This is a genomic window from Natrialba hulunbeirensis JCM 10989 (assembly GCF_000337575.1).
Classification (GTDB): Archaea; Halobacteriota; Halobacteria; order Halobacteriales; family Natrialbaceae; genus Natrialba; species Natrialba hulunbeirensis.
Genome location: NZ_AOIM01000041.1, coordinates 290,445 through 304,981, shown reverse-complemented (window position 1 = coordinate 304,981; position 14,537 = coordinate 290,445). Strand labels below are relative to the sequence as shown.

Below are 14,537 nucleotides of genomic sequence, written 5' to 3'. Positions count from 1 at the left end.
CGCCGCCCTCGCCGGAGATATCGCCGGTAGCGAACGACAACAGATCGTATGGCGCGAACCGAACCCCTTACCCACGCTGCATCGCTATCGTCGGACATGACTGCCGTAGTCGAGGCAACTGCCCTCGAGAAGCGCTATGGCGAGACCGTCGCCCTGTCAGGGGCGTCGCTCTCGATTCCAGCCGGTGAGGTCTTCGGACTGATCGGCCCCAACGGTGCGGGAAAGACGACGCTCGTCCGTGCACTGACGGGGACGACGGAGCCGGATTCAGGTACGGCGACGGTGCTCGAGACGTCACCGACGGCGATCGACCGTGACCGCCTCGGCGTCCTCCCGCAGGACTTCTCACCGCCGGATCGTCTCACCGCCCGCGAACTGCTCGCCTACTACGCCGGTCTTTACGACGACCCGCGCGATCCCGACGCCGTGCTCGCAGACGTCGGCCTCGCCGACGCCGGCGATACCTGGTACGAGGACCTCTCCGGCGGCCAGCAACGACGCGTCTGCGTCGGCTCGACGCTCGTCAACGATCCAGACGTGCTCTTTCTCGACGAACCGACGACGGGCATCGACCCCGCGGGCCGCCGCACCGTCTGGCGACTGATCGAGGAGCTCGCAGCCGGCGGGACCACCGTCCTGCTCACGACCCACGATATGGCCGAAGCCGAACGGCTGGCCGACCGCGTCGGCCTGCTGGCCGACGGCTCACTGATCGCACAGGGCACCCCAGACGCGCTGGTCACCGAGTACGGCGGCTCGAGTCGACTCGAGATTGAGACGGCCGCCGACCCCGACGCACTCGCCGGACTCGAGTACCCCGTCGAACGCGCCCGGAGCCGAACGCACACGGCTGCCGACGATACGGTGTCGTCGTCGACACCGGACGACACCCTCGTCGTGCAGGATATCGACCCTGCCGCAATCGGGTCTGTGGTCGAGAGCCTCGACCGGCAGGGACTCGAGTACACTGGGCTCTCGTGGACCGAACCGGATCTCGAGGACGTGTACCTCGAACTGGCAGACCGGATGGAGCGCGAGCGGACGGGGAATGCAGGCGACAGTGGTGCGGCGACGTCCGACGATGGGGATGCCACTGACCTCACGCAGACGGGTGAGACCGCATGAGCCGCCTCGGACGTATTCGATCCGCGACGAGTGCCGGCTGGCGGTCGTTCATCCGCCGCCGGACTGCGGTGTTCTTCACGTTCTTCTTCCCGGTCATCCTGATCGTCATCTTCGGCGCGCTCGTGCGGACGGACCCCGGCGACGGTGGCCTGTTTGCCGAGCCGGCGGCCTACTACGTGCCGGGCTATCTGGCCGTCGTCGTCCTCTTTACGCCGTTCTCGCGAATGGGGAGCGAGGTTGCACGCCACCGCGAGGGTAACCGATTCGAGAAACTTGCGACGACGCCACTGACGCGAACCGAGTGGCTGCTCGCCCAGACGGCCGTCAACGCGGTCATCATCGGGCTCGCAAGCCTGCTGATCCTCGCACTCGTCGTCCTCCTGACGGGTGCCGAGATCACGTTCTCGGCGCTGCTCGTGCCGTACATCCTGGTCGGCGTCGTCGGCTTCTGTGGTATTGGCGCGATGCTCGGCAGCTACACCGACTCCCAGGACGGCGCGGTGACGGCGAGCAACGCCATCGGTCTGCCGCTGTTGTTCCTCTCGGAGACGTTCATCTCGCTCGATCAGCTTCCAGGTTGGTTCGAACCGCTCGTGAATCTCTCGCCGTTGACGTACTTCTCCCGCGGCGTTCGTGCGGCAACTGATCCTGCTGCGAATCCCGCGACTATCGCCGGACTCGACCCGGCACTCGCGAACCTCGCGATCCTCGCAATGCTCTCGCTGATTACGTTCACACTCGGTGCGCGGTCAATTCCGCAGACTGATTGAGTCTCGAGTCTGTGGTTCGGTTGTCTGTAGTTCGGTTCTACTGGTGTGTTCGCGCTTGCACGTTCACGGTTCGTATTCGATCGAGTACTGACGCTCATTCCCCGCCAACGTCGTCACGTTTCGTCTCCTGACCCAGAGTCTCGGGCTTGGGCTCAGACCCAGACTCAGACTCAGGCCCAGGCCCAGACCCAGACTCTATCGGTTCGAGGTCAACAGTGTCCAAGCGCGTTGGAAGCGTAAACGAAAACGTTGCCCCCTCGCCCAACTCGCTATCGACCCAGATTTCGCCATCGTGGCGCTTGATAATCCGCCGGCAGAGCGCCAATCCGATCCCACTCCCCGTATGCTCGTCACCGGCGTGTCGGCGCTGAAACAGTCCAAAGATGCGGTCGGTGTCATCGGGATCGATACCAGTCCCCTCGTCGCTCACCGAAATCACCCACTCTGACCCGGTGTCGTGGGCCGCGATATCGATCTCAGGCGGCTCCTCACCCGAGTACGCGATCGCGTTCGACAGCAGGTTCTGGAACACCTGGCGCAACTGGTTGCCGTCGCCTGCGACTCTCGGCAGTTCCTCCGCGGAAATATCCGCGTCGTTCTCGACGATTTTCACACGCAGATCCCGGACGACGTCCTCGAGTACCTCGTCCAGATCAACCGGTTCGAACGGCTCTCCCTGTGTCTCGACGCGGGAGAACTCGAGTAACCCGTTGATCATCTCCCGCATGCGGTCGGCACCGTCGACGGCGTACTCGATGAATTCCTGGGCGTCCTGGTCGAGTTCGTCTGCGTATCGCGACTCGAGCAGTTCGAGGTAGCTGCTGACCATTCGAAGCGGTTCCTGCAGATCGTGGGAGGCGGCGTAGGCGAACTGCTCGAGACGTTCGTTTGACTCCTCGAGTCGTCGTCGGTACTCCCGGCGGTCGGTTACGTCCCGGAAATAGACCGAGGCTCCGGTTTCGGAGGGGTAGATCGTCACCTCGAGCCAGGCGTTTGCTGGCTCGTAGTAGTGTTCGTAGCTGGTCGGCTCCTGTGAGTTCATCGCCTCCTCGAAGCTGTTCCGGACGACATCTTCGTTCGCCGACTCGGGGAACACCTCCCAGAGCTGTTCGCCGAGTAGTTCCTCAGGCGAGCGCTGCAGGAGTTCCTCGGCCCTGTCGTTGACGTGTGTATACCGAAAGTCCTCGTCGAACGCACAGATTGCCTCCTCGACGCGACCCAGGATCTCCTCGAGTCGCGACTCGAGTTCCCGGCGCTCAGTGACATCCCTGAAGGCGTAAATGACGCCGTCGAACTCGCCAGCCGAGTCGTACAGGGGACTGCAGTGTATCGAGAGCCAGACGCGCTCGCCGGAGGGACGGCTGATGCCGACGACCTCGTTTCGTACCGGCTCCTCGGTTTCGATGACACGAGTGAACGGGAGGTCGGTGAACGAGATTGGGTTGCCGTTGTCGTCGACCAGCCCCCAGCGCTCGTCGTCGTGAGTGAACGTTCGCAGTTCTGAGAGTGGCCGTCCGGTGATTTCCTCTGCGCGCCTGTTCGCGAAGACGTTCATCCCGTCTGTGTCGACAAGTGTGATACCCACCGGTGTGGCGTCGAGCACGCTGTCAGCCCAGGTCGTCGCCTCGTCGCGACGGCGCTGTGCCCTGGTCCGGTCGAGTGTCGATGCGAGCACGTTGGCAACCGTCGTGAGGAACGCAGCGTCCGCATCGGTAAAGTCACACTCCGCGGTGGTATGAACAGTCAGTACGCCCCACGGGACGCCGTTTTCGTGCGTTTCGTCACTCTCGCCACTCTCGTCGTTCTCGTCACTCTCGCTAGTGTCGCCGTCGTCGTCACGAAGTGACTCGGTGCTGGTTCCCGCCGCCTGCACCGTCCCGGCCGTAAAATCAGTCTGCTCGCTCGTTCCGATTCTGACGGCTATCCCACTCGTCGCCGCATCCGACACCGGCTCACCTACCGACGAGAGCTGATCAGTCGACGCTAGCTCCTCGACCAGCACCGGCTCGGTGGACTCGAGTGCCTTGCTGAGTTGTGTCGCCGGCTCGATCGGAATCCGGTCCTGGGTCGAAGCGGCGACAGGCGTTGGCTCGTCGGAGTTGTCTGCAGCGGCGCCGGACGTTTCGGTGTGGGGTTCGGTTTCACTCTCGGTCGTCTCTCCTGACTCTGTCTCGGTCTCCACACAATCGGTTTCCGCATCCCCGCTAGTCCCGCACTCCTCAGGTGTCGGTCCCGCAGCCGCCACAGAGACTCCCGCGCGCAGCCGGAACAGCTCTCGGTCGCCGGCTACCTGCAGGACGTACGCCGAATCGGCATCGAACACCGCCGCAACCTGCTCGGTCGTGAACTGAAGCAGGGACTCGAGTGTCCGCGGGTGGTCGGTGGCCGAGTCGGTGCAGGCGACCTCGTCATCGGTTTCATTTTTCGGCTGTGTTTCCCACCCGTCCCGTTGGCCACCCACTGACAGCGCCCAGTCACTGAGATCCGCCAGTAGTTGCTGCTGGCGGAAGTGTCGCGACTGTTCGGCGTCGGTTCCACAGGGCGACGAATCCATGACGACTTACATACTCTGTCGTTCCCTGTAAATCCTGCCCCGAGAGCGCCCAGACGCCCAGAGATGGTGATTTTTCGTGACTCTCTCTGTACTGTGGTAACGGGAATTTCCAGTGCGCATCAGTGTGTGCCGAACACGGCTCTGTACCTCTATCGGCACAACAGGCCCGTACCGACCCAGTATCGCGCTATCCGACAGGAAACAGCGAGACGAGCATCGACGGAAACTCGTAGTCGAAGATGTGGTTCAACAGCAGGTAGGTGACGACACCGAGAACGAGGCTCAGAATCCACGCCGAGGCTGCGATTCGGCCGACTCGGGCGTGTGCCGTCCGGCGCAACTCGGCGGGTGTATGGGTGAGCCCGAGGATCAGCGCGTAGAGGACCACCGGAACGGAGACGATCGAGAGGACGATGTGGATCGCCAGCATCACCAGATAGGCGTAGTAGNGTATGGGTGAGCCCGAGGATCAGCGCGTAGAGGACCACCGGAACGGAGACGATCGAGAGGACGATGTGGATCGCCAGCATCACCAGATAGGCGTAGTAGACCGAATCCGGGCCGACGAACTGCTTTTCGCCGCCGCCACCGCCGACGCGGGTGAGGTAGACGACCAGGAAGAGGATGATCAGGATGAACGCGCCGATCATCGCGAGTCGGTGTTTCTCGACCTCGTCGACGCGGATCCAGTACCAGCCGGCGATCAGCAGGACCGTCGTCGCCAGGTTGATCACCGCAATCGCGTGGGTGAACAGGTTCACCTGGGCGTTCGTCAGCTCCGGATAGATCGGCAGTTCGAACAGAAAGGTTCCGATAACCAGCGCATAGCCGACGATCGACAGAAAAATAGTCGCACCGAGGGGGTGCTCTCGGAGCCGCTCTCGTGTTGCGTCGGCAGTTGCCATTATCGGCCGTTAGGAGAGGCGACCTATCTTTCTTGCTGTTCACCGGCAGGCGATTCGGTCGCGCGGCCACTCGGCCGCACATCTTCGCCCGAACAGCGCGTTCGGCTCTCGATCGGCTGGCAGACTGTCGCTCACTGAATACTGATCGCCGGCTTCCCCGGTCGGGCACGAGACGCGACGTCCGCGTCCGGGACGTCGCCCGCTGCAGCGTCCGCTGTATCGTCTTCGGCGTCTACCGCCGTCGCCGACCGAACGCTCACAGTCACGCCGAACTCGTCTGCGAGCAGCCACGCCGCCTGCTCGAGAAGCGTCTGTTCGCGCGTCGCTGTGAGTCCCTGCGAGGCCGAGTGTTGACCGTCGGTACGCTGCTGGTCCGCGACGAACTCGGCGAGTACATCCGTCTCGACATCCACCTCTTCGGCCAGCGCGTCGATGTCGAGAGCGCTATCACCCACGCTGTCGCCGGCCTCAGCCACGCTGTCGCCGTCCGCCTCACCAGTCGACGTCGTGAGGCGCGTCGCAACCTCGTACTTCCAGGGCTCGGCCACCACGAGATCGATCTGGGCCGGATCGTCGATCGACGCCACGTCGAGAATATCGCGCACGTCAGCCCGTGTCGTCTCCACTAACTGGCGCTCTCGCTGGTACTCCGACTCGATCGTCGCCGGATCGGACTCGAGTACCGGCCAGTCGGCTTCGACGACGAGGCCGTCGCCGCGGAGTTTGTTCCAGAGTTCTTCGCCGAGGTGTGGTGCGAGCGGCGAGATGAGCGCCGCGATGGTGAGCAGCCCGCGGCGGTAGACCTCGCCGTGGATGCGGTCGTAGCCGCGGTACTGGCGCAGGAGGCCGGCGAGCTCCTGCACCTCGGTCACGACGCGGTGGAACCGGAAGCGCTCGAACTCGGTGCGGGCGGCGACGATCGTGCGGTCGATTTCGCGGTCGATGAACTCGTCGTGGCCCGCCCGTTCGACGCGAGTCTCGCCTTCGTCGACGAACGCGGTCGCCATGCTGTACAGCGTCTGTTGAAGGTCGTACGCGCCACGCACGTCGTTCGCCGTCCACTCGAAGTCCTGTTCTGGGTGGGCCGCCGAGAGAACGAACAGCCGGGTCGTCTCCGCGCCGTACTCATCCGGTGTGACGACGTTCCCACTCGAGGAGGACATCTTCTCGCCCTCGTAGAGCACCGTCCCCTGGCTGACGAGTCGCTCGACGGGTTCGCGCCGGTCGAGAAAGCCAAGATCCGCCAGCGCGCGCGTCACGAACCGAATGTACAGCAGGTGCAAGATGGCGTGCTCGTCGCCGCCGACGTAGACGTCGATGGGGAGCCACTCGTTCGCCAGCTCGGTGTCGAACGGCGCGTCCGCGAGGTCGGGCGAGAGGAATCGCAGGAAGTACCACGAGGAGTCGACGAAGGTGTCCATCGTGTCCGTCTCGCGCTCTGCGGGGCCGCCACAGTCCGGACAGCTCGTCTGCTTCCACTCCTCGGCGGCGTCGAGCGGGTTCCCCGTGGTCTGGACGAACTCGGGTAACTCGACCGGTAGCTCCTCGTCGGGAACGAGGACGTGCCCACAGTCCTCGCAGTGGACGACCGGAATCGGCGTCCCCCAGTAGCGCTGGCGCGAGATCAGCCAGTCCCGGAGTCGGTAGGTCACGTCGGGGTCGATCGCCTCGTGATCGTCGACGAGGTGGTCGCGAACGTCCTCGCTCGGTTGGCCGTCGTACTCGCTGTGCGAGGTGGACTCGAGTACCAGCGTGCCCTCGGCGGTGATGGGAGCGTCTGTGAATGCGACGTCGCTCGACTTTGTTGTGCCGTCGCCGTCCGGAGCGACGACCGTCTCGATCGGCAGGTCGTGCGCCTGGGCGAACTCGGAGTCGCGCTCGTTGTGTCCGGGGACGCCCATCACTGCGCCCGTTCCGACGTCCGCGAGGACGTACTCGGCGACGTAGACAGGAACCTCCTCGCCCGTGAGCGGGTTCTCAGCCGTCGCGTCGGTTTCGATACCTGCAGTGCTGAAGTCGTCGCGTGCGGCGTGACCGGTGTCGGGTGCACTCGTTCGCGCCTGGTCGACGAACGTTGCCACGTCCTCGTCCGCGCTCGCGAGTTCGCTCGCCAGGTCGTGTTCGGGCGAGATGGCGACGAACGTCGCGCCGAAGACTGTCTCGGGGCGGGTGCTGAAGACGTCGACGGCGGTCTCTGACTCGTCGGCTGCCGTCGATACGTCGAACGTGAGCCGTGCGCCCTCCTGTCGGCCGATCCAGTTGCGCTGAATCTCGCGGACACCCTCGGGCCACTGCTCGAGGTCGTCGAGTCCGTCGACCAGTTCGTCGGCGTAGTCGGTGATCGTGAAGAACCACTGGTCGAGTTCGCGCTGTTCGACTGGGGTTGCACAGCGCCAGCAGACGCGGGCGGTGGTGTGGTCGTGCGTGCCGTCGTCCCCGTCACCGCCGGCAGCGGTGCCATCGTCGGTACCGTCACCGACTGCCGAGTCTCGTTCACTCCCGGGCTCCTCGAGTACAACCTGCGCGTCAGCGAGTACCGTCTCGCAGTCGGGACACCAGTTGACTGTCGCGCCGGTGAACTCGACGAGACCGGCCTCGTGGAATCGCTTGAACAGCCACTGGTTCCAGCGGTAGTACGACGGGTCGCAGGTCGTAATCTCCCGCGACCAGTCGTAGCCGAAACCGAGCGTCTCGAGTTCCTCGCGCATTCGGCGGATGCACGCGCGGGTCCAGGATTCGGGGTCGCTGGCCCGCTCATAGGCGGCGTTCTCCGCGGGAAGACCGAACGCGTCCCACCCCATTGGGTGAAGGACATCGTCACCGCGAAGTCGACGGTAACGGGCGTAGGCGTCGGTAATCGCGTAGTTTCGGACATGACCCATGTGGAGCGTCCCGGAGGTGTAGGGGAACATCCCGAGGACGTAGGTTGGGTCGACGGCCCCGTCCGGGAGTTCGGCGACGCCGTCGCGTTCCCAGACGTACTGCCAGAACTCCTGTACTTGCGCGTGATCGTACTGGTTTGTCATGTGGCGTTGCTCGTTGTCCCCAACTCTGGGGGCCGCCCATATCATTGTTCGGCCCGGACTCGGTCCGTGTGGTCCGGGTTTGACCTGTGTTCAGGTCCAGCACCAGGCCGGCACCTCGACTAAGCCACGCCGCTTAGCACCCTGTTAAAGCCCGAAGACAGCCCACTGCTGCCGTCTGGCCCGTCCCAGCCAGTCCCTGTGCCCTGCTTTTTGTGCCACGTACCGTCCGCACACCGACCCGAAACAGTTCACGCCAGCACAATTAACGGCTCTATTAGAAAGTGTCCCCGAACGCGAGCGGGAAGTGATCACAGCATGACGCGTGGACTCTCTCGGCGACAGTTGGTGGCGGCGCTCGGCGTCACGTCGACAGCAACGGTTGCGGGCTGTCTCGACGCACTCTCCGGTGACGAGTCGCCGGAGGCGGACTCCAACGGCGACTCCGATTCGAACGGCACTGGAGACGGTGGAAACGGCGACGATACCAGCACCGATAGCTGGCCCGCAATCGACCACGGCGAACTCCTCTCGGACTTCGAGTCGGCCGACGAGTGGGTCGCCGTCACCGGCGAAACCGAGACGGTCTCGGACGCCCCGACGGGATCGCAAGCGCTCGCCGTCGAGAGTGACGGCGACCAGGCCGCAATGCGAATAGAGTTCCCCCGCGGCATCGACCTCGACGGCTGGGACACCTCACTGGCGATCCGCGCAGATGCCGTCGACCAGGTCCATCTCGAGTTCATGGCACCGTCACGGGGCGACCACCTGACCAGCATTCGCCACGTCCCCGACGACTACGAGGGCTGGCTCCGCCTCGATTTCGGCTACATCCAGAAACACGGCGAGCCGGACCTCTCGGACGTTCGCCGACTGAACGTCGTCGCGGTCGGTCCCGAGGACGGCACGCGACTCGTCGCGGACGACCTCCGAAAGACCGAAGCAGCCGACAACGGCAAGGCGATCCTCTCGTTCTACGACGGCCACGCCTCTCACTACGAGCACGCACTCGACCGCCTCGACGAGCACGACTGGGCTGGCGCAGTCCCGGTCGATCCGGATCAGATCGGCTCCGGCGGACGGATGGATCTCGTCCAACTCGACGAGCTTCATGAACGCGGCTGGGACATCTGTGGCTACCCGAGCGTCAGCACGCCGCTGCCAGAGATGCCCGAAGACCGCCAGCGCCAGGTCGTCGCGAACGTTCGCGATACGCTCGCCGATCTCGGTTTCGAGGACGGTTCGCGACACTTCTACACCCCAGCCGACCGAATGGACGACTCGCTTCAGACCGTCCTCCGGGAGGAAGTCGAGTCTGCGGTCCTCGCCAGCGGCTCGCCCACCGGTGCGCCGCCGACGAACACCCATATGCTCTCCCAGATCTGGGGGCCGGACCTCCACGGCGGCGTCCGCCGGGCGATCAACCTTTGCGATCAGTACAACCAGCTGGTCGTTCTCCGAATTCCGCGTATCGTCGAACTCGAGGACGACGAGGAGGCAAGCGGGAACAGCATGTCACTCGAGGACTTCGAGGAACTGCTCGACCACATCGAACACCGCGGACTCGACGTGGTGACGCCATCCGACGTGGTCGACGGGACGATGGCTGGCGGCGACGAATCGGACGCGGAGTCAGGCGACCAGCAGGGCATTATCCTTGACGCCGGCGAGCACCACTCCTTCGGTGGTATCGAATCGAACACGACAGACACGTTTGCACTCGAGGAGGGCATCGTCACGGCCGACGTCTCACACGACGGCGATACGGATCTGACCATAGAACTGGTGCCAGCCGGCGACACGAACGGCGACGACCGTGTCATTCCAACGACGAACACGGCGACTCGATCCGGCGAGTCGATCATCACGGTCGAGGAAGGAACGTACCGGCTCGAGGTCGACGCAGACGGCGCGTGGTCGCTCGATCTAGACCAACCCGAGGTCCACAGCGACGATCTGACGGCGTTGCCCGCCGATGTGTCGGGGTCGGGCTCCTCGTACGTCGGTCCGTTCGACACCGATGGCAACGTCTCGCTCGACGTGACTCACGAGGGCGACGACCTGTTCATGGTCGGCGGCTACGGCGCGGACGGCCGCTCGGAGCAGTTGATCCATCAGCACGGCGCGTTCGATAGCTCACGATCCTACAGCGCGGGTGGCGCGGTCTGGCTCAACGTCGAGGCCGACGGCGACTGGACGATCGCACTCAGCGATAGCTGACTCTTTGCGATCGCGAAAACGAAGCGTATCTTGCGTATCCTGCGTATTCTACTTGTTCTACCTATTCTGTACATACCGCGTATTGCACTTATCGATCGGTGCCGAGATTCGAGAGGAGACGTGCGGTCACGGTATCCTCACCAGTAACCGGTGTGTCGTCGAACGCTCGCTCGCCACTGGCCGTTTCTCGCTGTTGTCCACTGTCGTCCGACCTCGAACACGTACTCGACCGGGTCCCCTCCTGGCCAGTACGACTCGTCGTCGTCACATCGATCGTCTGCGCCTGCGTTGTTGCTGGCGCATCCTTCTCGAGTACGAAGTCCTCGAGGACCAGCACGTCGAGGCCCATGCCGTAGAAGTCTTTGACCGCCTCAGTGGGGGTATTGACGATCGGTTCGCCGTGGTCGTTGAACGAGGTGTTGAGCAGGACTGGCACGTCGGTGATGGCCTCGAACTCGGTGAGTAGACGATGGTATCGCGGGTGCTGGTCTTCGCGAACCGTCTGGGGACGAGTGGTCTCGTCTGCGGGGTGGACGACCGCTGTCAGATCGTCCGCCTTCTCCGGATCGACGTCGAAACTGTTGATCATGAACGGCGCAGGCTGGCCGTCGACGAGGTACTCCGCGGCCGCTTCCTCGCGCATCGAGGGGGCGAACGGCCGCCACTCCTCGCGGTGCTTGACGAAGCGGTTAACCCGGTCGCGTGAGGCCGCAGTGCGCGGATCTGCGAGAATACTTCGTGCGCCGAGGGCGCGCGGGCCGAGTTCCATCCGGCCCTGGAACCAGCCGACGAGCGCGCCGTCTGCCAGCCGTTCCGCGACGTACCGCTCGAGATCGTCCGGTTCGGCGTAGTCGATCTTGTTCGTCTGGAGCTGTGACTCGATCTCCGCTGTGTCGTACTCAGGGCCGTAGTAGACGTCCGTCAGCGACTCGACAGCAGACGGCCGCTTGCCAACCCAGCCCGCACCGAGTGCGAGCCCTGCGTCGTGGGCAACGGGCTGGACGAACAGGTCGTCGACGACGGCGGTCTCCCGGATCGCCTTGTTGAGTTTGCAGTTGAGCGCGACGCCGCCTGCAAGCGCGACGTTCCCCGAACCGATGCCGGGTGCGTAGGTGCGGACGATGTCCGTGACGATTTCCTGGAGTATCTTCTGTGCCGTGTAGGCCAGGTCCTTCTCCCACTGGGTGAACGACTCGGGGTCCTCCTTCTGCGTCCGGCCGAACTCCTTCTCGAGTCGCTCGACGCCGTAACCGGTCCCCCAGCGCTTGGTCAGTTCGGTCACGTCGTACTCCGCACCGGTGTCGATCAGGTTCCGCAGGGTGCGTTCGATCTCGGGGTTCTCCTCCCCGTAAGGTGCGAGCCCCATCACCTTCCCCTCGCCGTTGAACATCCGATAGCCGAGGAATTCCGTGATGATCGCGAAGAACAGCCCCAGACTGTTCGGGTGCTCGTACGTTTTGACGCGTGTGAGCCCACCCTGGTGGCCTCGCCAGATCACCGTCGAGTCGAACTCGCCTTTCGCGTCGATCGTCAACACCAGCGCATCGTCGAACCCTGACGGGTGAAATGCGCTCGCGGCGTGACAACGGTGGTGTGAAAGCGTCTCGATCGGCGGCACCGGCGTTCCGATCTCCGCCAGTCGGTTCTCGATCTTGCGTGTCGGCGCGACCTTGCTCTGGACCTCCGAGACGAGGGTCTCCTCGAGTGCGGAGAGTTTTCGCGTCACGCCGGGTGCACGAAGGGCGTCACTGATGTAGTGTGAGCGGATTCGGGACCGGAGTTGCGGGTCGTAGGGTAGATAGATCTCCTCGAGATCAGCGAGTTCGAGGTCGCGGTAGTCGAGACAGGCGGTAATCGCGTTCGTTGGAAACGTCTCTGGGGCGTGTTTCTGGCGCGTGAGCCGTTCTTCCTCGATTCCAAACACCGGCGTCCCGTCCTCGAAGAGCACGGCACTCGGGTCGTGTTGACCGTAGAGACCGATCGCCGGTTTGAACGCGAGCGTGTAGTCTCCCATACCCCGTTCTTCGAACAACGTACCCGATACTATGGGGCTATTAAACGACCGTTCGGTACGCTGCATCCGACTCGAGGCGCTCTGTCACCACGTTCGACTGGTGGCCTGTGACCCGGCAACGAGACGGCTGGACAGCGGGGTCATCTTCCTGTTGCAAAACGACGAGTGTACTCGAGTCGAGGTGTGAGTGAGCGGGGTGGTTCCCACCACTGTCGTTGACTGTCAACGAACCGGGAACGTCACTCTCGACCTGTTTTCTGTCTGATCGGTACAGATGTATGATGGAAGGTGTCTGGGGAGTGGTGAGGGTTGATGAGGGTGAGAGTAAGGGTAAGGACAGGGGTGAGGGTGGTGGTCGGTTCATGCGAATTCACGCCAACAAACTGACCTTAGCACGTGTATAGTGAACCGCCGAAAGCGAGAACGGTTTTCGTAATGCAACGACTCCAGTATCGCCCGCTACGTCGTGACAGACCGCCTGGGTCGCAGCCAGTGTGCCGGATGCGGCCATACCACACTATTGATCGGATGAGTAGCCACTTTGGGACGATTTCCTCAGTGACCGCTGTGGCCCCAGTGACCCCAGCGAGCACCCGTTCATCACACTGCTAGGACCATGTCAAACAGTACTCGCCGACAGCCCGCGGAGACGCGCTCGATCCAGACAGGTGTACAGGTCATGCTGACGGTTGCCGGCGTCGTGTTGCTGGTCGCCGGTCTCGCACTCGCCGCGAGCGGTGCCTCGATCAACGGGGCGCTCGGACCGTTCGGCGACGACTCCGACGAGACAGAGCCCGGAGCGGATGATCCGGCTGCCAACGGTGGTGACGATGAATCCGCAGCCGACGATGGTGGTGATGGTGATGGCGACGCCGATGCCGGCGATGACGACGACGCTGCCACAGACGACGATGGCGACCCGGACGATGGGACGGATAGCGACGAGTCAGACGACGGCACTGGCGACGATGGAGACGGGGACGGCAACGGCGACGAAAACGGCAGCGATGACGGGGATGACGACGCGGACGAGCACACCCTCACGGCCACCATCGAAGACGACGACGGCGACGAAATCGACGGCGCAACGGTCGAACTCACCAGCGGCGTCAGCTCCACGGAGCGAACCGCTGACGACGGAACAGTCGAGTTCACCGTCGACGATGGCGAGTACACGCTCACTGCCAGCGCGGACGACTACGAGGACGCCGAGACCGACGTCGAAATCGACGGCGACGACGAGGACGAGACGCTGGTACTCGAGAGTGAGGACGACGAGGACGAAGACGAGGATGACGACGCAGACGAATACACCCTCACGACCCTCGTCGAAGACGACGACGGCGACGAAATCGAGGACGCGACGATCGAGTTCTACAGCGGCTCGCAGCTCTTCGGTCCGGACGCTGAGGCGACGACCGACGACGACGGAGAAGCCGAACTCGACGTCGAAGAAGGTGAGTACACGGTGGTCGTCTCGGCGGACGACTACGAGGACGCCGAGTTCGATCTCGAGGTCGACGACGACGATGAGTTCACGGTCGAACTTGAGGAGGGCTGACCGCAGGGTTCGCGTAGACATTGATCGAGTCTTCTGTTTTTATACTCATCTTTCCAAGTAAACCACAAGCGGGGGTCCCCAAACCCGGACATGTTTATGAAGATTAGATGCTCTGGCAAAGAGCAAATAAACCGTGGATGAACTACTCTATTTTGGCTACTCGAGGTAAGATCGTACCTGACTTAGCTGAACAGCAGATATTTGAATAACCTACGAATGCATGTGTGCAATGTCCGTTGAGAATGGTATACGTTTGGTATTGATACGACTACTTACTGAGTCACGCACCAGAATCGGATAAATGACTGAATGTGGTTGAAGACATTTCCATTGCAGATACGAGATAGAGAATTGCATTGCCAGAA

At 63.2% G+C, this 14,537-nt stretch carries 7 protein-coding genes and 1 pseudogene; 4 read left to right on the top strand and 4 right to left on the bottom strand.

Annotation, left to right across the window (positions count from 1 at the left end):
• Positions 1–96: 96 nt before the first annotated feature.
• Positions 97–1,125, top strand: coding sequence for an ABC transporter ATP-binding protein (locus C483_RS17505; protein ID WP_049912879.1), 1,029 nt, complete (start codon positions 97–99; stop codon positions 1,123–1,125).
• Positions 1,122–1,895, top strand: a complete 774-nt coding sequence (locus C483_RS17500) for an ABC transporter permease (RefSeq protein ID WP_006654696.1) — start codon at positions 1,122–1,124, stop codon at positions 1,893–1,895. Before C483_RS17505 ends, C483_RS17500 begins: the two co-directional genes overlap by 4 nt.
• Before the next feature lie 94 nt (positions 1,896–1,989).
• On the opposite strand, the gene C483_RS17495 is transcribed toward C483_RS17500, so the two are convergent.
• From C483_RS17495 to C483_RS17485, 3 genes and pseudogenes are all read right to left on the bottom strand, one after another.
• The gene (locus C483_RS17495; RefSeq protein WP_006654695.1) at positions 1,990–4,449 is read right to left on the bottom strand and encodes a PAS domain-containing protein; all 2,460 of its coding nucleotides are present in this window, start codon (positions 4,447–4,449) and stop codon (positions 1,990–1,992) included.
• A gap of 187 nt (positions 4,450–4,636) precedes the next feature.
• A pseudogene (locus C483_RS17490) lies at positions 4,637–5,354 on the bottom strand (DUF420 domain-containing protein).
• A gap of 131 nt (positions 5,355–5,485) precedes the next feature.
• On the bottom strand, positions 5,486–8,380 hold the full coding sequence (locus C483_RS17485; protein WP_006654693.1) for a leucine--tRNA ligase: 2,895 nt from the start codon (positions 8,378–8,380) through the stop codon (positions 5,486–5,488).
• Between the two features lie 315 nt (positions 8,381–8,695).
• Here C483_RS17485 and C483_RS17480 point away from each other — a divergent pair, with 315 nt between their 5' ends.
• Positions 8,696–10,597 carry a polysaccharide deacetylase family protein gene (locus C483_RS17480; protein ID WP_006654692.1) on the top strand — a complete coding sequence of 634 codons (1,902 nt, stop codon included), beginning with the start codon at positions 8,696–8,698 and terminating at the stop codon, positions 10,595–10,597.
• Positions 10,598–10,685: 88 nt separating this feature from the next.
• Here the strand turns inward: C483_RS17480 and C483_RS17475 are convergent, their stop codons facing one another.
• Complete coding sequence (locus C483_RS17475; protein WP_006654691.1) at positions 10,686–12,611, bottom strand: carbamoyltransferase family protein; 1,926 nt, start codon at positions 12,609–12,611, stop codon at positions 10,686–10,688.
• Between the two features lie 616 nt (positions 12,612–13,227).
• Between C483_RS17475 and C483_RS17470 the strand changes: the two genes are divergently transcribed.
• Positions 13,228–14,172: a carboxypeptidase regulatory-like domain-containing protein gene (locus C483_RS17470; RefSeq protein WP_006654690.1), complete on the top strand. Its 945-nt coding sequence runs from the start codon at positions 13,228–13,230 to the stop codon at positions 14,170–14,172.
• Positions 14,173–14,537 lie beyond the last annotated feature (365 nt).